The sequence below is a fragment of the Sorangium sp. So ce394 genome, assembly GCF_051474665.1.
Lineage (GTDB): Bacteria > Myxococcota_A > Polyangia > Polyangiales > Polyangiaceae > Sorangium > Sorangium cellulosum_D.
Window position 1 is genome coordinate 2,377,701 of the sequence record NZ_CP150339.1, and the last position, 16,546, is coordinate 2,394,246.

A 16,546-nucleotide genomic window follows, 5' to 3' on the forward strand; every position below is an offset into this window, starting at 1 on the left:
CAACGCCGGGCTCCAGCGCAACCCCATTCCAGCATCATCGCGCACTGCCCGCCGTCGCCTCCGAGCATCGCCCGCGGTGGGCGCCCCCCGCAGGAGCGCCCCTGGGGCCCGGTTGCTCGCGCTTCGGGCCGATCGGGGAGCGCCAAAACTTGGCCACCCGCCCGTCTGTCCGGCATCCCCGGGGCATGGACGCCCGACAGCGAAGCTCTGCGATCCCGGCCCTCGCGCGCGGCTTCTCGCCGCCCGCCCTGGCGCTCGCCGCCCTCGCCCTGCCGGTCCTCTCGGCCTGCAGCGGCGGGGAGAACGCCACGCCCGAGGGCATCATCAGCCTCTCCGCGGGCGCGGCGCAGACGTCCGCCGAGAACGACCCCGCCACCCTCCCGCGCGTCGACGGGCCCCGCATCGGCGCCGTGCAGATGGTCGCGCCCATCTACGAGAAGGCGGACCGCCGCTCCGCCAAGCTCGGCTACCTGCGCGCGGGCGGGACGGCGCCCCGCGGGGAGAAGCCCGTGTCGTTCGACGACTGCCAGGGCGGCTACTACCGCGTGCTGCCCGCCGGGTACATGTGCGCGGACAGCGACGCCACGATCGACATGAAGCACCCGATCCTCCGGGCGCTCACGCGGCGGCCCGACCTGTCCAAGCCGATGCCGTACCCGTACGCCTTCGTCAGGGCCATCGCGCCGAACTACTACCGGATGCCGTCGATGAAGGAGCAGCTCCAGTACGAGATGAGCCTGGAGCGGCACCTCCGCAGCTACAAGAAGCTCAAGAAGAAGTGGGACGAGATCAAGGTCGGCGCCAACGACGTGCCGCTCGACGCGCAGGGCAACGCGACCGGCGACCCGCCCGCCGAGCCACCCGAGCTCGGCGACAGCGAGCTCTACGGCGGCAACGGCAGCGACGAGATCCCCTGGTTCTTCAAGGGCGGGCGGCAGCTCCCGAACATCTCGTCGTTCAAGGTCCCGGGCTACGCGATCATCACGAACCGGATCGCGCGCAAGGCGGGGCTCGCCCTCATCGACACCTTCATGGGTGACGGCGGGCGGCGCTTCGCGATGACCACCGACGCGCGGCTCGTGCCCACGTCGAAGCTCAAGCCCGCCCGCGGCTCCACGTTCCGCGGCGTCGACATGACCAAGGGGTGGGAGCTGCCCCTCGCGTTCGTGCACCGGCAGGACGCGAAGCGCTACGACATCTCGGGCGGCGAGATGGAAAAGGCGGGCGAGCTGCCCTGGCACACCGCCGTGCAGCTCACGGGGCGATCGAGGAAGGTGGGCGGCGCGCGCCTCGTCGAGGCGAAGGACGGGACGTGGGTGCGCGACTCCGACGTCGCCATCGCGGTGAAGCCCTCGGAGCTGCCGTCGTTCGCGCAGGGGGACGTGAAGTGGATCGACATCTCGATCCTCAGCCAGACGCTCATCCTCTACGAGGGCAAGCGGCCGGTCTACGCGACCGCGGCGGCGACGGGGCGCGACGGGCTCGGCGACCCCAAGAAGACCTTCTCGACCGTGCGCGGGACGTTCCGGATCCGCGACAAGCACGTCACGACGACGATGGACGCGCACGAGGTCGACAACAAGTTCGAGCTCCGCGACGTGCCGTGGGTGCAGTACTTCGAGGCGGGCTACGCGATCCACGCGGCGCCGTGGCACGACGACTACGGCAAGCCGCGCAGCCACGGGTGCATCAACCTGTCGCCGATCGACGCGCGCAGGGTGTTCCTCTGGACCGATCCGCCGGTGCCCGACGGGTGGCACGGGGTCAGCGCGGGGAAGGCCACGGGGGAGGGGACCATCGTCCACATCCACCCGTAGCCCGCCGTAGCCCGGGCGTCGCCCCCGTCAGTCCTCGTCGGCCTCGGCCTTGAAGCCGCTCTCCTTGATCACCTTCTCCTGCACCGCCGGCGGGCAGACCTCCAGGTGCTCGACGCTCATCGTGAACGTGCCCTTGCCCTGGGTCATGCTCTTCAGCTTCGACTCGTACTCGAGCACCTCGGCCAGCGGGACGAACGCGTTCACGATCGTCTGATCCTCCACCGAGTCCGTGCCGATGATCCTCCCGCGGCGGCTGTTGATGTCGCCGATGATGTCGCCCATGGTCGCGCTCGGCACCGTCACCGAGAGCCGCACGATGGGCTCGAGCAGCACCGGCGCGCACTGCGCGGCGGCGGCCTTGAACGCCTTGCTGCCCGCCATCTGGAAGGCCGCGTCCGACGAGTCGACGTCGTGGTACTTGCCGTCGAAGAGCCGCACCTTGACGTCGACCATCGGGTAGCCGGCCAGGACGCCCTTCGACATCGACTTGACGATGCCCTTCTCGACCGAGGGGATGAACTGCCGCGGCACGGCGCCGCCCACGACCGCGTCCTCGAAGACGAAGCCGCCGCCGCGCGGCAGCGGCTCCATGTCGATGTAACAGACGCCGAACTGGCCATGACCGCCGGTCTGCTTCTTGTGCTTGCCCTCGACGTTCGTGGCCTTCCGCGAGATCGTCTCCTTGTAGGCGATGTGCGGCGGGCCGAGCCGGCAGTCGATCCCGACGCGCCGGCGGATGCGCTCCACCGTGATCTCCAGGTGCAGGGCGCCGAGGCCCGAGACGACGAGCTCGCGGGTCGACGGGTCCTGGTGCACGCTGAGCCCCGGGTCCTCCTCGGTCAGCCGGTAGAGGGCGTTGCCGACCTTGTCCTCGCCGCCCTTCGCGTCGAACCTCACGCCGCGCGAGAAGAGGGCCGGCGGCAGCTCCGGCGCGCTGAAGAGGAACGCGTGCTTCTCGTCGCAGAGCGTGTGCCCGCTCAGCGTGGCCTTCAGCTTGTGCAGCGCGACGATGTCGCCGGCGCGCGCCTCCTCCACCTGCTTGTGGTCCTTGCCGACCACGGCGTGGATCTTGCCGAGGCGCTCGGCGTTGCCCGTGCTCGCGTTGAGCAGCGTGGCGTCGGGCCGGAGCGCGCCGGAGAGCACGCGCGCGAACGAGGTGCGGCCGGCGTGCGGATCGATCGACGTCTTGAAGACGAACGCCGCCGCCGGCGCCTCCGCGGACGGCGGCCGCTCGGCGGCCTGCGGCGCGGCGCCGGGCTTGCCGCTCGGGACGACGCCGGCCCACGCCGGGTGCTCGGTCGGCGGGGGCACGAGCTCGACGATGCCGTCGAGCAGCGCCGCGGCGCCGCTCGGGCGGACCCCGGAGGCGAAGTAGACCGGGACCAGCGCCCCCCGGCGGACCGCGGCGCGGAGCCCCTGATCGAGCTCCTGCTGCGTGAGGTCGCCCTCGGTCAGGTACCGCTCGGTGAGCTCGTCGTCGCTGCCGGCGACGTCGTCGACGAGCTTGCCCCGGGCCTTCTCGACCGCCCCCGCGACGTCGGCCGGCACGGGAGCGCCGGCGGCCGCGGCGGGCGCCTCGGGCTTGTCGAGCCAGGCCTTCTTCGTCCGGATCGCCACGACCCCCCGGAACTGGAGCCCCTCGCCGACGCGCTCCTCCATGATCGCGAGCGGCGCCTTGAGGCGCGCGCGGACCTCGGCGATCACCTCGTCGGGTCGCGCGTTCTCGGCGTCGACCTTGGTGACGACGACCATGCACGGCAGCTTCGCCTCCCTCACCCACCCGAAGACACGCTCGGTGATCGGCTGCACGCCGTCCTTGCCGCTCACGACGAGGATGGCCGCGTCGACCGCGGCGAGCGCGAGCCGCGTCTCGGCGAGGAAGCTCCCCTCTCCGGGCGTGTCGACGAGGTTGATCTTCTTCCCGCCCCAGGAGAGGTGCGCGACGCTCGCCTCGAACGAGCAAACGTGCTCTTTTTCCTCGGCGGTATCGTCGAGGACACTCGACTTGTCGTCCACCTTGCCGAGCTTGGCCGTCGCCTTGCCGACGTACAGCATGGCCTCGGCGAGCGATGTCTTCCCAGCCCCCTTGTGTCCGATGATTGCAACGTTCCTGATGTCCCCTGCCTCAGTCGTTGTCATTCCTCGTTCGTATCAATCCCCGTGGAGATCGAGAAGGCCGGCACGCGATTTTTGGGGTGCTTTCCGCGGCGCAGCAGGACAGCGAAGACGGGCATCGAGTCGCTCACCCGAGCTCTGCCGCGACGCGCTGCGGCGTGCTCGATCGAACAGCGGTTGTCCGGCGCTGCCTGAGCGGATCGCGCGCCCGGGATCCCCTCGCGCGACATGAGCGCTCTCCGCCTCGCAATCCAGATGCTGCTCGGCATTGCGCTGCCGCTCGCGCTGCAGCGGTGGGATCGGCGGCGGCTTACGCCCGAGCAGCGCGCCGCTTGCTGGAACGGAGCGACCTGGGGCGCAGCGCTCTATGCGTTCGGGCCGCTGTCCATGCTCGGGTGGTGCTGGGTCACGCGCGGCGTTCAGCACGGGCGGCCGGACGCCCGCGGGGGGCGGGGCCTTCGCGCGGTGAAGGCGCTCGGGCTCGGCGCGGGGTCCGCCGCGGCGCTCGTCCTCGTCCTGGCCGGCATCGACACCCTGGTAGCGCTCGCGCTCGGGCTCCCGCCGTGAGCCGCGTGGACGGCCGGAGCGCAGGCCCGCGCGCCCCGCGCGGCGCAGCCCCGGACTGCATGGCACGGACGGCGCATCGCTGGGCTGCATGGCTGGGAATGTCTGGATGGCGAAGGGCGATGGATCGGCTGCATTCGCGGCAGCGATGGATGGAGGCGGGCCGGCCGGCCGGCCAGCTGGCCGGCCAGCCGGCTGCGCACAGAACGGACATCCCCCTGTCGTCGTGGTCGGTAGACGACACGTCATGGACGCGTTGCTGCACTCTGGATCTGCTATTCAGAGGACAGGTTTTGACCCGGTTCGCGGAGCGCGCGGACCCCACCGAGGCAGTGCGTTGACGTCGCTGAAGGCCGGAGGAGAGGATCGCGCGGCCGCGCGAGAGTGGACCGACGCCGAGCGTGCGCCTCGGGCGGCCGAGGCTCCGGCGGGGGGCCAGGAGGTCGTCGCCGGCAGGTACGCGGTGGAGACCCGGCTCGGCCTCGGCGGGGTCGGCGCCGTCCACCTCGCGATCGATCGCGCGTCGGGCCAGCGCGTCGCGCTCAAGCGCGTGGATCCCAGGATCGCCGAGAACCGGCACGCCGTCGACCGGCTGCTCCGCGGCGCTCGCGCCGCGCGCGCTCTCTCGGGCAGGTACGTCGCGCGGGTCCTCGACGTCGGGGTCGAGGGCGGCGTGCCGTTCGTCGTCAGCGAGTACCTGGAGGGCTCCGATCTCGCGAGCTACCTGCAGCGCCGCGGGCCGCTGCGGCCCAGGGAGGCGGTGAAGTACCTCCTCCAGATCTGCGAGGCCGTCGCCGAGGCGCACGGCGTCGGGCTCCTCCACCGCGACCTCAAGCCCGAGAACGTGTTCCTCAGCTTCGGCGACGGCGCGCCGAGCGTGAAGGTGCTCGACTTCGGCGTGTCGGCCGTGGCGTGCGGCGTCGAGAGCGAGGGCCCGAACGCCGCCTCCGGCGCCATGCGGACCTCGCTGCTCTACATGGCGCCGGAGCAGATGCGGTCGGCGGGCGGCATCGACGAGCGCGCCGACATCTGGTCGATCGGCGCGGTGGCCTACGCGCTCCTCTGCGGGGCGAGCCCGTTCGAGGCGCGGACCGAGCTCGAGATCTGCAACAAGGTCCTGAACGATCCGCCCGCGCCGTTCGCGCCGCGGTTCGAGCCGGCCGAGCTCGGGGGCCTCGTGCTGCGCTGCCTCGACAAGGACCCGGAGGCGCGCCCCTCGGACGTCGCGAAGCTCGCGTTCGCGCTCGCGCGCTTCGGGGGCGAGGGCGCGGACGACGCGGCCGAGCGCGTGTGGGAGGCGCTCCGGGCGGAGGACGAGACGCTCCGCATGGCGACCCCGGCCCCCGCGCCCGTCGAGGACGAGTGGGAGGCCGACACGCTGGCCGATTTGCCGATGATGTCGCCCGACGATCTCATGGGCGACCTCGAGACGACGGCCAAGTGGGATGCGCCAGGAGGCGTCCGCCACGGCGAGATCACGCTGGTGTCGCACGCGGGCGCGTCCTGGGACGGCGGCGAGCAGCTGCGGCCGAGCCGCACGCCGCCCCCGGTCCTGACGGTTAGCCCGCCGGAGCTCCCCACCGACCCACGGGGCCGGGCAGGGCAGCGTCCGGCAGGCGGAACGCCCGTTCCGCTCGACCGCGAGGTCGCGCATCGCGTCACCGTCGACCCGGCGCCGCGCGTCACGCCGGCCGAGGCGCGCGCGCCGGCCGAGACGGAGCGGCTCACGGTCGTGCGCGGCGGGCCGTCGCCGTGGCCGCGCCGGCTCGCGATCGCGCTCGCGGTGCTCGGGATGACCGCGGGGGTCGGCGGCGTGTGGCTCGTGCAGACGGGCGCGCTCGGCGTCGATGAGAGCGCGGTGCTGGCATCGAAGGGCGTGGCGAAGCGCGCGGTCCAGGAGGCGCGCTCCGCCGCCGCGGCGAGGCGGCCGGGCGCGGCCGTACCTGCCGCGGCCGTGGCGTCGGGTGAGCCCGCGGCGCCGGGGCCGGATGCCGAGAGCGCTCCGGGCCCGGACGGCGGAGCGCTGCAAGCCGTGCCGCCGGGCGGGCTCCGGTACCAGCCGCAGCGGCCCGACGTGATCTACGACGAGGTCGAGCGCGAGCGGCGGCGGCGCGAGAAGATGGAGCGCGAGCAGCGGTGGCGCGAGGGGACCGAGCGCGCGCGGCAGGAGCGCGACGCGCTGTTGCGCGCGCGGCAGCCGTCGGAGGCGGCGACCGCGCCGCGGCCGGGGGAGACGGCGGCCGCGCCGCAGCCGCAGGGGCCGGCGACGGCCGCGCCGCAGCCGTCCGAGCAGGGTCACGGCGGGCCGCGGCCCCAGGAGACCGACGGCGGCTGACGTCCGGGGTACCGCGAGCCGCCCGCCTGGTATAAGGCGTCCCCGTGCCAGCGATGAGTCGAGAAGTACGCGCGCTCGCCGGCGCCGCGGGCGCCGCCCTCGCCGTGTCGGCGGCGGCCGTCTGCGGCGCTGCGCGGCCCGCGAGCGCCGCGCCCCGGATCGCGCAGGAGGCACCGCGGAGCGCGGCGGAGGCGCCGCCGGCCGCCCCGGGGGCGCCGCGCGTCGCGCCGGGGGCGCTGCGCGTCGCGCCGGAGGCGCTGCGTGTCCCGCCGGAGGCGCCGCGGATCTCGCCGGAGCGCCTTCCGTACGGCGCGACGGGGTGGGCCGAGTCGGGCTGGGGCGGCGTGCGCGGCGTGACGATCGGGCCGATCGAGAACCTCCGGCATCCGGGCCGCGGCTACGGGACCTCGGCGAGCGGGCGAGCGATGGATGAAGCGGTGGCGATGGGCGCGACCTGGGTCAGCCTGACGCCGTTCGGCCGCGTGTGGGACGGCAAGGGCACCGGCGTCGATCTCGTCTTCGAGGCGCCGTTCGAGGAGAACCGGCGCAACGTGCTCGCGGCGATCGCGCAGGCGCACGCGCGCGGGCTCAAGGTGCTGCTCGTCCCGCACCTCTGGGTCGAGAGCGGCGAGTGGCGGGCGCTGATCGACCCGGGGGACGACGCGGGCTGGGCGCGCTGGGCCGAGTCGTACCGCCGGTTCCTGCTCACCTGGGCGGAGGTCGCGCGCGAGGGCGGCGCCGAGATGCTCAGCGTGGGCGTCGAGCTGCGGAGCTGGGTGACGACGGCGCGGGCGGCGAGCTTCCTGCCGATCATCGAGGCGGTGCGCCGCGTGTACCCGGGGCTGCTCACCTACTCGGCGAACTGGGACGACGTCGAGCACACGCTGATCTTCGACGCGCTGGACCTCATCGGCATCAACGCGTTCTATCCGCTCGCCGAGCGCGAGGGCGCGTCGTTCGAGGAGCTCCTGCGCGGCGGGCGCAAGGTCGCGGCCGGGGTGGACGCGGTGGCGCGCGCGTGGGGCAAGCCGGTCCTGCTCACCGAGATCGGCTACACCACGCGGCGCGATCCCGCCGTGCGCCCGTGGGAGTGGCCCGACCGCATGAAGGACGTGGTCGTCGATCAGCGCTCGCAGGCCGAGGCCTACGCCGCCGTGATGGCGCCGTTCCTGGACGCGCGCACCTGCGCCGGCTTCTTCGTCTGGCGGCTCTACGCCGACCCGGACGACGTCTCGCAGGAGGCCGAGTGGGGGTTCTCGCCGAGGGGCAAGCTGGCGGAGCTCGTGCTGCGCGACGCCTTCTCCACCCGCTGGGCCGCCGACGGCCCCTGGCTCCCCGGCGAGGCGCTCGGCAGGCACCGCGCGCGCACCCCCGGCGTCTTCGGCTGGGAGCTCGATCCGGACGAGCCCTAGGGACTAGGACGGCAGGCGCAGGGTGAACGTCGAGCCCTCGCCGGCGGCGCTCGTCACCTCGATGCGCCCGCCGTGCGCCTCGGCGATGCGGCGCGCGGCCCACAGGCCGAGGCCGACGCCCGGGGCCACGCAGCGCGACGACGGCGCGCGCCAGTAGCGCTCGAACAGCCGCCGCTGGTCCTCGGCCGCGATGCCGACGCCCTGGTCGGCGACCGCGATCGTGACCTCGGCGCCCTCGCGCGCGACGGCGACCAGCACGGCGCCGCCCTCCGGCGAGTACTTGATGGCGTTCGCGACCAGGTTGTTGAGGACCTGCTCGATCCTGACCGGATCGCAGCGCAGCGGGACCGCCTCGTCGGGCAGCGACAGCCTGATCTCGTGCGCGGTCGCCGTCGGCCGGTAGAGCTCGACGACCTCGCGGGCGATCTCGCAGGCGTCCCGGATCTCGTGGCGCAGCTCGATCTCGCCGCCCTCGATCCGCGCGATGTCCATGAGGTCCGTGAGCATGTGATCGCAGCGCGCGGCCTCCTTCCCGATGCGGGCGAGCATCGGCCTGAGCCGCTCCTCGGGCGGCAGGGGCCGATCCGGCCGGAGGCGGTCGACGGTGAGCTTCAGCGCGGCGAGCGGGTTGCGCAGATCGTGCGCCACGCTCGCGAGGAGCCCGAGCTGCCTCCGGCGCTGCTCGGCCAGCGCCTCGGCCATCTCGTTGAACGCGACGGCGATCTCGCGCAGCTCGTCGAGCCCGCCCTGCGGCGCGCGGGCGTCGAGCGCGCCGGCCCCGTAGCGGTCGATCGCGGCGCGGATCGCGAGCAGCGGGCGATAGACGCGCCCGCTCATCTGCCACAGCGCGAGCAGGACCCCGGTGAGCAGCATCGCGGCGGCCCCGAGGCTCACCGTCTCCGAGAGCCGGTTTACCGCGTCGACGCGCCCCCGGGCGATCCGCGCCTCCTCGAGCTTCGCGGCGAGCAGCCGCTCGAGCGCGAGGAAGGCGCGATCGACCTCCTCGGAGAGCCCGCGCTCCGCGGGGGCGGCTGGCGGCGCCGCCGCGTCCGCCAGCGCGCGCGCGGCGAGGTAGCGCTCGAGAGCCCGCTCGGTCGCCTTGACGACGTCCGCGTTGTCCACGGTGACGGGGTTGTCGCGGATGTCGTCGAGCCACCGCTTCACCTCGCGCCCGGCGGCGTCGCGCGCGCGCGCGTGCTCGGGGAGCTGGGTCAGCGCGACCCGGGCGCTCTCGCGCTCGTACGAGAGGAGGTGGACCTCCAGCTCCATGGTGGATCGCACCTCTCGGACCAGGTTGAAGAGGCACGCGACCTCGCGGTCCATGTACGCGGTGCTGAGGGTGAGCCCGCTCGCCGTCAGCAGCGCGAGGGCGGCGAGCCATGCGGTGCTCGCGGCCGCGAGCGTCTTCAGCTTCATCGTGGTCCCCCCGATCCGGCCCTGGGCGCGCCGAGAACGGGCGCAGCGTAGCGCCTCGGGCGCCCCCAGACCGTCCGTTGGGCGCCGCGCTGCCCCCGAAGCCGCTCGTCGAGGCTGCGAGGCCAGGGCTCGCCACGATCGATGCCGGCGACCGGCGAAACCGGCGCGCCCGCGCCCTCGCCGCCGGCGTCTCCAGGATCAGCCGGGCGTCTTTTCCAAGCCGTCCGGGATCGTCAGCGCCGCCCTCGCGATGGCCATCTGCCGCTCCAGCTCCTCTGGCGACGCCGGCGTCTCCAGGATCAGCGCCGCGTCGCCCGGGACGTGGGCGGCGACCCGCTGGAACGCGTGCGCCGCGCTCTGGCTCAGGGCGTCGTGCCGGCTGCCCGAGTTCACCTCGCTCACGTGGAGCTGCTTCAGCCGCGTCCTGTGCGCCTTCACCAGGAAGTGCGCCTCCGTCATCGTGCGATCGACCTGGTGCGCATGGCCGATATCGAAGCAGAACGACGCGTCCGGCAGCGCGTCGAAGAACGGCCGGAGCTCGTCCACCGTGCGGCCCGTCCGCTTTCGCTTGTCCATGTTCTCGAGCGCGAGCAGGCCGCCGAGCTGCCGGAACGCGCCGAGGTCGTGGACGGTGTCGGGGTGGAGGACGATGAGCCAGCCCAGCGCGGCCACCTCCGCCATGGCGTCGGCGACGACGCGCTCCTCCGCCGCGTCGAAGCGGCTCGGGGCGTGGAACGACACGTAGCGATAGCGCGACAGGTCCAGGGAGCCGAGCAGCCGGAGCAGCGGCTTGAGCTCCGAGATGCGCAGCGCGGAGAGCTCCACCGCGGTCGCGGAGCTCCCTTCCAGCATCGAGAGCGCCCGCTCGACGTCGCTGAGCGCGAGCGCCCCTGTCGAGTAGCCCATGGGTCGCATCAGAACACCCCGTACGTCTGGATGAGCTTGCGGAGCTCCGGGTCCTCCTCGAAGAAGAGCCGGTCGAGCCCGCGCTGGAACTCGCGCCCGATGTCGCGCACCCGCTTGAACGTCGGGTCGTGGCCGAGCTGCTCGTCGAGCGGCAGCTGCTTCAGCCGGCCCCGCTCCTCCTCGTTCGAGAGGAGCTCGAGGAACGCGTCGTAGCTGTCGAACAGCGTCCGCGCCGTCTCCGCCGAGATCGCGGGCCGGAGCAGCACCTCGGCGAGGCTCTCCAGCGGCGTCACCCGGATGCGCTCGCGGAGGAAGCGCACGAGCGTGGGCGTCGAGATCCGGTCGCCGTCGTCGGCCCACGTCGCCCGGTCCTTGCCGAACAGCTCGAAGCCGAAGCAGGTGATGAGCCCGCTCACGAAGATGAGCTTGCGCGACATCCGGAGCTTCGCGTTGCGGAGCGCCCAGCCCGAGCTGCGCTCCCGCTGCTTGTAGACGAAGTCGACGGCGACGGTGCGCCAGTACCGGACGATGTCGTTCAGCAGGAACATCGGGATGATCTCGCGCTTGCTGCCGTAGTGCAGCCCGCGGTCGTCCTCCACGTAGCGCGAGAGCACGAGCCTGAGCACGCGCTCGTGGGCGTCCGGCTTGCCGATCGCGAGCGACTCCAGGAGCAGCAGGATGCGCTGGGTCGTGTTCTTGTTCGTGTCCTCCTGCCCGCCGATCTGGTGGAGGATCGGGTGGCTGAAGGCCACGTTGCCGAACACGCCCGTCGGGCCCGGCTCGTGGAACTTCGCCTCCTTCAGGAGCTTCGTGATGGCCTGGACCTGGCTGAAGTGCCCCTCGTCGGCCTGACCGTCGATGAGCAGCGTCCAGTCGAGATCGCTGCCGGTCGTGTACTCGCCCCGGGCGAGCGAGCCGAAGACCACCGCGCTCGTGTCGCACGGGATCTGCTCGCGGAGCAGCGCCGCGAGGCGCGCCCGGGTCTCCGCCGAGAGCCGCGCGGCCGCCTCGATGCTCGGCCACGACCGCCCCGCCTTCTCGCCGATCCGCTCGATCGCGCCCCGCGGCGCCCTGCCTTCCTCTCGTGTCATCGATCGCACCCTCGATCGCGCCCGCCGCGCCTCACGCCCCGCCGTCGCCCGGGAGGGAGAGCCCGAACCACCGATTCACGAGGTCATGGTGCTCCGCCAGCTGCTCGCGGTAGCGGGGCGCGCCTTCGATCGCGGCCCGCTCGAAATCGACCCAGTAGAGGGCGCCCGTCTTCTCGCCGATGAGCACGTTGCCGAGCTTGACGTCGAGCGGCGCGACGCCGCGCGCGTTCATCGCCCGGACGATCTCCTCGATGCGGCCGCGGTGAGCCTCGCCGCCGCCGCTCGCGAACGCCTCGATCTCGCGCCGATCGCGCTCCGGATCGAACAGCTGCCCGAGCGGCGCGAGGTCGATGTCGAGGACCTTCTCCCCGCGCTCGGCGACCTGATGTTGCAGCGTCTGGCCGCGCACGTAGTCGATGAACAGGGTGCGCGTGGTGAGGTGGAGATCGCGAATCCTCGGGACGCTGGGGAGATCGCGCAGGCGGAGGAGCGCGGCCGCTTCGTTGTAGAAGAAGAGCCCGAGCAGGGAGGAGAGGTGCGCGCTCGCGGGCGCGTTCCGCGGCTGGCCGATAAAGCGCTTGCGAACGCAGACGTAGCCGCGGCGCAGGACGACGTGCAGCCGGTACCGCAGGCGCGGCATCTTCTCGCTCCTGCGGTTGAAGAAGGGGACGTCGGCCGGGTGGAGCGCGAAGGCGAAGCCGTCCTGATCGAGCTCGGCGAGCACCCTGTCCCCGGGGCCGAGCTCGGCGACCGACGGGATGTCGCTCGGGGTGACGGCGTCGGGCACCGGGAGCGGGTTCTCGTCGAGCCGGCGCGCGAGGAGCGCCTTGACGGTCTCGAGCCGCACGGCGAGCAGCCTCGCCGCGGCGCTCATGCCTGGCACGCGGCGCATGCCCTGGTCCAGGGCGCGCCGAAGTTCAGGGTTCATGCCCGTCTAGTAGCCGCTTCCGCTCGCCAAATCAAAAGTGCGGTGACGGCGAGGCGAGGTGGTAGGATGACCCAGCGACCCGGGGCGTCCTCTGGGCAAGGGCGAGCGCGAACGAGCGCGAACGATCAGCGCGCGAGCGCGACTCGCCGCGACCGCGCGTGACTCGGCGCGACTCGGCGTGACCCCGCGCCAAACGTCACGAACGCAGGCGCCCCGGCGAGGCGTGTTGGCAGCGTGGGTGACGGCGCGCGGTGCGGTTTGCGCTTCAACAGGAGACCCGATTCGGGTAGCAACCCTCCATGGGGACTTCGACGCTGCGGATCGTCCATGTCGTGAGCAGCCTGAACGGCGGCGGCATGGAGCATTTCGTGCTGCGCCTCGCCGAGGCGCAGCGGCGCCACGGCCACGACGCCTCCATCCTCGCGCTGCGCGGCGGGCCGCTCGCGGATCTGGCGCGGCAGCGCGCGCTGCCGGCCACCGTGCTCGGCGGGCGCCTGCCCGCGCGCGCGGCGCACGCGGCGCTGGCCTTCGCGCGCGCGCGTCCGCACGTCATTCACGCGCACAACCCCACTGCGCTCCACTACGCCACGGTCGGCAAGCTCCTCACGCGGGCGCGGCTCGTCTTCACCGATCACGCCCAGACGCGCGGGATCATCCGCGTTCCTTCGCGCTTCGAGTGGCGGGCGACGGACGCCGTCGTCGGATGTTCGCAGGACACGGCCGACAAGAGCGGCGCCGTGGGCGTCGCCGGCAACATCTCTGTCATTCACAACGGGATCGACATCACCCCGGCGCGGCGGACGCGCGAGGAGGTGCGCGCCGAGCTCGGCTTCGGCGCCGACCCGCCGCCCGCGCAATCGCCCGAGCCCGCGGGATCGCCCGGCGGCGCGTTCGTCGGGATCATGCCGGCCGCGTTTCATCCGGTGAAGGCGCATGACGTGCTGCTCCGGGCGCTCGCGCGGCTGCGGGACCGCGGCGTCCCGGTCACCGTCCTCATCGTGGGCGACGGGGACGAGCGCGACCGCATCCACGGGCTCGCGAGGGAGCTCGGGATCCACGGCAAGGAGGCGCGCTTCCTCGGGTTCCGCAAGGACGTGCCCGATCTGCTCCTCGCCGCCGACTTCTTCGTGCTGCCCTCGCGCGACGAGGGGTTGCCGCTCGCGGTGCTCGAGGCCATGGCGCGCAGCCTGCCTGTCGTGGTGACGCCGGTCGGCGGTGTCCCCGAGGTGGTGCGGAGCGAGGAGCACGGCCTGCTCGTCCCGGTGGACGACCCCGACGCGCTCGCGGCCGCGATCGAGCGGCTCGCGCGCGATCCCGCGCTGCGGCGGCGGCTCGGCGAGGCGGGGCACGCGCGGGTCCGCGACGACTTCTCGTTCGAGAAGATGACGCGCAAGTACGAGCAGCTCTATCTCGGCCTCGGGTGACGGGCGAGCGCGCGATGAAGGTCCTCGTCTTCACCCACCATTACCCTTCGATGCGGCTGCCGACGATGGCGCCGTACAGCTATCACACGTACCGGGCGCTCGCGCGCCGCTGCGAGCTCAGGCTCGTGGCCCCGACGCCCTGGTGGACGCGCGTGCGCGGGGCGTCGCAGGAGCTCATCGGCGGCACGCGCGAGTCGCACACCGGCATCGACGCGCTGTTCCCCACCTACTGGTCGATCCCGGGGCAGCCGCGCCTGCACGCGCGGGCGATCCACGCGTCGCTCGGGCGGACGATGGCCGGGCTCCGGCGCGAGTTCCCCTACGACGTGATCCTGGCCGCCTGGGCCTATCCCGACACGGTCGCCGCGGACGTGTTCGCGCGGGAAGCGGGGGTGCCGCTCGTCACGACGGTGCTCGGCAGCGACATCAACGAGCAGCCGAGGGACGCCGTGCTGCGGGCGCAGATCGCGCCGGCGCTCCAGCGCTGCGCCCGGGTGGTGGCGGTGAGCGGGGCGCTCGGCGAGCGCCTCGTGGAGCTCGGGGTGCCGCGGGAGCGCGTCGTGGTGCAGCTCAACGCGGTCGACGGCGCGCGGTTCTCGATCCGGGACCGGGTCGAGCCGCGGCAGCGCCTCGGTCTGCCGGTGGACGCGAAGGTCGTGCTCTACGCGGGCTACCACGTGCCCGAGAAGGGTGTCGACGTCCTCGTCGAGGCGATGGCGCGCCTCGCCGAGGCGGGCCGCCGCGACGTGCACCTCATGATGGTCGGCGGCGGCGAGCTGCTCGAGCCGCTGCGCGCGCGGGTGCGCGCGCTCGGCCTCGCGGACCGGGCGCGGCTGTACGGCTGGGCGCTGCCCGCGGAGATCCCGGAGTACATGGCGGCGTGCGACGTGTTCTGCCTGCCGAGCCGCCGCGAGGGCTGCCCGAACGTCGTCCTGGAGGCGCTCGCCTCGGGCCGCCCCGTCGTCGCGACCCGGGTGGGCGGCGTGCCGGAGCTCGTGTGCGAGGGGCCGGGGGGCAACGGCCTGCTCGTCCCCGCGGGCGATCCGCAGGCGCTCGGGCACGCGCTGGTCCGCGCGCTGGACATGGCGTGGGATCCGGAGGCGCTGCGGGGCAGCGTGGGCGCGCTCTCGTGGGATGTCGTGGGGGATCGTTATTACGCGCTCCTCGAGGAGGTGCTCCGGGAGCGGCGCGGGGCGGGCTGAGGCTCTGTCGAGAGCTGCCCGGCCCCGTGGGAGGCAGCTCGTCGCGCGGGGGGCCCCCGGAGGCCGGGTCTCCGGGCGCGGTCAGCTCGCGCAGGGCGGCGGCTTCAGCCGGTAATCCCGGTAGTCCCCGGGGTTGCCCGTCTTGCCATCGAGCGCCGCGATCGCGATGTTGTACATCTCGCGCGCGGTCACGTAGTGGAGCACCCACTCCTTACCATCGTTGTACCGGGTCGTGAGCTCCCGGTGCAGCGTGTGGCTCCCCGCGCCGAGCAGCGACTCCGCCTGATCCTCGGGCGCCCCGTGCGTGTAGACCTTGACGAACACCCACTCGGGCCGCCCCTCGATGTGGATGTTCTGATCCACCCACGTCTTCACCCGGTCCGGCGTCGGCGGATCGACCGCCTGGAGCGCGCCGTACTCCATCCGCACCCGCACCCGGTTCCCCCGGCGCGTCAGCGCGAGCGCGAGCGGACCCTCGATCATCAGGATCCGGTCCTCCAGCACCTCGCCGACCTTGGCCCGGGCGCCGACGGCGTGGGCCCTCCGGCGCGCCAGGTTGCCGGTCGGCCAGTAGATCTGGTTCACGATGCTGTGCTGCGACTCGTCAGGGGCCGACGGGAACGTGTAGTCGGCATAGCAGCCGGTCTCGAACAGGAGCGGGAGCTCCGCGTCGACTCCGCAGTTCCGCGAGTCCCGCCCGGAGTTCGCCAGACACCAGTTGCCGTGGATGAACCCGTATCGCATGCGCCCGTCCGCGTCGCGCGAGAAGTGCCCGTGCTTCCCGAGGATCTCCAGGTACCTGCGGATGTCCGCGCGCAGGTTCTCCTCCGTGTCGTTGTGGTGGTGCAGGTGCAGCTCCACCTCGCCGAAGCCGCGGCGCGTGAGATCCGCCAGCGCGTCGAGCCACCCGGGCGTGTACTGCTCCCCCGGGAAGAAGAAGCTGTGGCGCGGGTGCCGGCCGTCCGCGTCGCGGTAGGCGCCGGCCATCTCGGGATATCGCTCTGACCACGCCCTCACCCGCGCGTCGCCGACCTCCGGCGTGGCGTTCTCCCACCCCGGCTCCCAGTGGTCGCAGACCGCGAAGAGGAGGTGTCGCGGGCCGATCGGACGCGGACTGCGGGCGTTCTCGATTCTCTGGCGGGCGTAGCCGCCGAGCCAGTTGTGGAGGTTCTTGTTCTTGAGATACTGGAGCTTCGCCTGGAGTGTTCCGATCATGAGCTTTCTCGACCGCGGCGCGTTGGACCGGCGGCCGCCGCGGCGGACCGGAGTCTAACCTGGGCCCCCCGGGCGCTGCTACAGCCGCCTCGTTCGTCCACGCCGCGGCCGAGACGGCCTC

Annotated in this window: 12 protein-coding genes; 6 read left to right on the forward strand and 6 right to left on the reverse strand. The window is 73.1% G+C overall.

What is annotated here, in order from left to right; genetic code table 11:
* Positions 1–185 precede the first annotated feature (185 nt).
* A complete protein-coding gene (locus WMF33_RS08790) occupies positions 186–1,817 on the forward strand; it encodes a L,D-transpeptidase (RefSeq protein WP_437336720.1) in 1,632 nt (543 codons plus the stop codon).
* Between the two features lie 27 nt (positions 1,818–1,844).
* Here WMF33_RS08790 and fusA read toward each other — a convergent pair whose 3' ends face one another.
* Positions 1,845–3,956: an elongation factor G gene (gene fusA / locus WMF33_RS08795; RefSeq protein ID WP_437336721.1), complete on the reverse strand. Its 2,112-nt coding sequence runs from the start codon at positions 3,954–3,956 to the stop codon at positions 1,845–1,847.
* Between the two features lie 204 nt (positions 3,957–4,160).
* Here fusA and WMF33_RS08800 point away from each other — a divergent pair, with 204 nt between their 5' ends.
* The 3 genes from WMF33_RS08800 to WMF33_RS08810 all read left to right on the forward strand — a co-directional run bounded on the left by WMF33_RS08800 (position 4,161) and on the right by WMF33_RS08810 (position 8,243).
* Complete coding sequence (locus WMF33_RS08800; RefSeq protein ID WP_437336722.1) at positions 4,161–4,499, forward strand: transcriptional regulator; 339 nt, start codon at positions 4,161–4,163, stop codon at positions 4,497–4,499.
* A gap of 334 nt (positions 4,500–4,833) precedes the next feature.
* On the forward strand, positions 4,834–6,831 hold the full coding sequence (locus WMF33_RS08805) for a protein kinase domain-containing protein (RefSeq protein ID WP_437336723.1): 1,998 nt from the start codon (positions 4,834–4,836) through the stop codon (positions 6,829–6,831).
* Positions 6,832–6,884: 53 nt separating this feature from the next.
* Entirely contained in the window at positions 6,885–8,243 is a 1,359-nt protein-coding gene (locus tag WMF33_RS08810) for a glycoside hydrolase family 113 (RefSeq protein ID WP_437336724.1), read from the forward strand.
* A gap of 3 nt (positions 8,244–8,246) precedes the next feature.
* On the opposite strand, the gene WMF33_RS08815 is transcribed toward WMF33_RS08810, so the two are convergent.
* The 4 genes from WMF33_RS08815 to WMF33_RS08830 all read right to left on the reverse strand — a co-directional run bounded on the left by WMF33_RS08815 (position 8,247) and on the right by WMF33_RS08830 (position 12,584).
* Entirely contained in the window at positions 8,247–9,659 is a 1,413-nt protein-coding gene (locus tag WMF33_RS08815) for an ATP-binding protein (protein ID WP_437336725.1), read from the reverse strand.
* 198 nt (positions 9,660–9,857) lie between these two features.
* Positions 9,858–10,574 carry a TIM barrel protein gene (locus WMF33_RS08820; RefSeq protein ID WP_437336726.1) on the reverse strand — a complete coding sequence of 239 codons (717 nt, stop codon included), beginning with the start codon at positions 10,572–10,574 and terminating at the stop codon, positions 9,858–9,860.
* Entirely contained in the window at positions 10,574–11,656 is a 1,083-nt protein-coding gene (locus tag WMF33_RS08825) for a nucleotidyltransferase domain-containing protein (protein WP_437336727.1), read from the reverse strand. Before WMF33_RS08825 ends, WMF33_RS08820 begins: the two co-directional genes overlap by 1 nt.
* A 31-nt stretch (positions 11,657–11,687) precedes the next feature.
* Positions 11,688–12,584 carry a hypothetical protein gene (locus WMF33_RS08830; RefSeq protein WP_437336728.1) on the reverse strand — a complete coding sequence of 299 codons (897 nt, stop codon included), beginning with the start codon at positions 12,582–12,584 and terminating at the stop codon, positions 11,688–11,690.
* A gap of 299 nt (positions 12,585–12,883) precedes the next feature.
* Between WMF33_RS08830 and WMF33_RS08835 the strand changes: the two genes are divergently transcribed.
* Both WMF33_RS08835 and WMF33_RS08840 read left to right on the forward strand, forming a co-directional pair.
* The gene (locus WMF33_RS08835) at positions 12,884–14,008 is read left to right on the forward strand and encodes a glycosyltransferase family 4 protein (RefSeq protein ID WP_437336729.1); all 1,125 of its coding nucleotides are present in this window, start codon (positions 12,884–12,886) and stop codon (positions 14,006–14,008) included.
* 14 nt (positions 14,009–14,022) lie between these two features.
* Positions 14,023–15,210 carry a glycosyltransferase family 4 protein gene (locus tag WMF33_RS08840; protein ID WP_437336730.1) on the forward strand — a complete coding sequence of 396 codons (1,188 nt, stop codon included), beginning with the start codon at positions 14,023–14,025 and terminating at the stop codon, positions 15,208–15,210.
* Positions 15,211–15,291: 81 nt separating this feature from the next.
* On the opposite strand, the gene WMF33_RS08845 is transcribed toward WMF33_RS08840, so the two are convergent.
* Positions 15,292–16,425 (reverse strand): hypothetical protein, encoded by a 1,134-nt coding sequence (locus tag WMF33_RS08845; protein WP_437336731.1) that lies wholly within the window; start codon positions 16,423–16,425, stop codon positions 15,292–15,294.
* Positions 16,426–16,546 lie beyond the last annotated feature (121 nt).

Excerpts from the sequence above, each read along its gene's own strand:
- WMF33_RS08815 (WP_437336725.1), bottom strand. The coding sequence starts at position 9,659 with ATGAAGCTGAAGACGCTCGCGGCCGCGAGCACCGCATGGCTCGCCGCC.
- WMF33_RS08810 (WP_437336724.1), top strand. The coding sequence starts at position 6,885 with ATGAGTCGAGAAGTACGCGCGCTCGCCGGCGCCGCGGGCGCCGCCCTC.
- WMF33_RS08790 (WP_437336720.1), top strand. The coding sequence starts at position 186 with ATGGACGCCCGACAGCGAAGCTCTGCGATCCCGGCCCTCGCGCGCGGC.
- WMF33_RS08835 (WP_437336729.1), top strand. The coding sequence starts at position 12,884 with ATGGGGACTTCGACGCTGCGGATCGTCCATGTCGTGAGCAGCCTGAAC.
- WMF33_RS08800 (WP_437336722.1), top strand. The coding sequence starts at position 4,161 with ATGAGCGCTCTCCGCCTCGCAATCCAGATGCTGCTCGGCATTGCGCTG.
- WMF33_RS08845 (WP_437336731.1), bottom strand. The coding sequence starts at position 16,425 with ATGATCGGAACACTCCAGGCGAAGCTCCAGTATCTCAAGAACAAGAAC.
- WMF33_RS08830 (WP_437336728.1), bottom strand. The coding sequence starts at position 12,584 with ATGAACCCTGAACTTCGGCGCGCCCTGGACCAGGGCATGCGCCGCGTG.
- fusA (WP_437336721.1), bottom strand. The coding sequence starts at position 3,956 with ATGACAACGACTGAGGCAGGGGACATCAGGAACGTTGCAATCATCGGA.
- WMF33_RS08840 (WP_437336730.1), top strand. The coding sequence starts at position 14,023 with ATGAAGGTCCTCGTCTTCACCCACCATTACCCTTCGATGCGGCTGCCG.
- WMF33_RS08820 (WP_437336726.1), bottom strand. The coding sequence starts at position 10,574 with ATGCGACCCATGGGCTACTCGACAGGGGCGCTCGCGCTCAGCGACGTC.
- WMF33_RS08825 (WP_437336727.1), bottom strand. The coding sequence starts at position 11,656 with ATGACACGAGAGGAAGGCAGGGCGCCGCGGGGCGCGATCGAGCGGATC.